2 protein-coding genes are annotated in these 699 nt (G+C 67.4%); one reads left to right on the forward strand and one right to left on the reverse strand.

The window, feature by feature from the left end:
- The coding region (locus EN750_RS37500; RefSeq protein ID WP_145968339.1) for a substrate-binding domain-containing protein at positions 1 to 296 on the forward strand (296 nt) is incomplete at its 5' end.
- Positions 297 to 306: 10 nt separating this feature from the next.
- Here EN750_RS37500 and EN750_RS37505 read toward each other — a convergent pair.
- A partial coding sequence (locus tag EN750_RS37505; protein WP_145968340.1) for an alpha/beta hydrolase occupies positions 307 to 699 on the reverse strand: 393 nt, incomplete at its 5' end.

Below are 699 nucleotides of genomic sequence, written 5' to 3' on the forward strand. Positions count from 1 at the left end.
GCACCATCCTGTGCGCCAATGATCGTCTCGCCTTTGGCGTGATGGCGGCTGCGTACTCGCGCGGCCTGAAGGTCGGCCGCAGGCCCGATTGCGATCTGCGGGTTGCAGCACACGACGATCATCCGCTGAGCCGCTACACCTGCCCGGCGCTGACCACCATGGCGCAGGATTTCGCCGCCATGGCCGGCCGCAGTGTCGAGATCCTGCTGGCCTTGCTGGACGAGGCCGATCCGAAGCAGGACATGGCGCGCACCGTCAAGCTCGGCGCCACCCTGGTGATGCGTCAGTCAGCCTGAGCGACCGGCGTCAGCTTTTCTCGAACTGGCGCCAGGCAGCCACCGCCTCGGCCACCGCTTGCCGGGCAGCGGGAATATGGCGTCCCATTGAGACGAAGCCATGGATCTGGCCCGGCCATTGCCGCAGGATCACCGGAACGCCCGCGGCTTGCAGGCGCGCCGCATAGGCTGCCCCTTCGTCGGCGAGGATGTCGCAGCCGGCAAGCGCCACAAAGGTCGGCGCCGCGCCGGCGAGGGCAGGCGCCAGAAAGGGCGAGACGCGCCAGTCCATGATATCGTGGGGCGTTCGCACATAGTGGTCGCGGAACCAGGCCATGGTGGTTGCGGTGAGCCCGAAGCCGTCGCCGAAACGCTGGTAGCTATTCGATGCCTGCCGCGCGTCGGTGTTGGGATAGATCAGGAG

The organism is Mesorhizobium sp. M7A.F.Ca.ET.027.03.2.1, assembly GCF_003999175.1.
Taxonomy (GTDB): domain Bacteria; phylum Pseudomonadota; class Alphaproteobacteria; order Rhizobiales; family Rhizobiaceae; genus Mesorhizobium.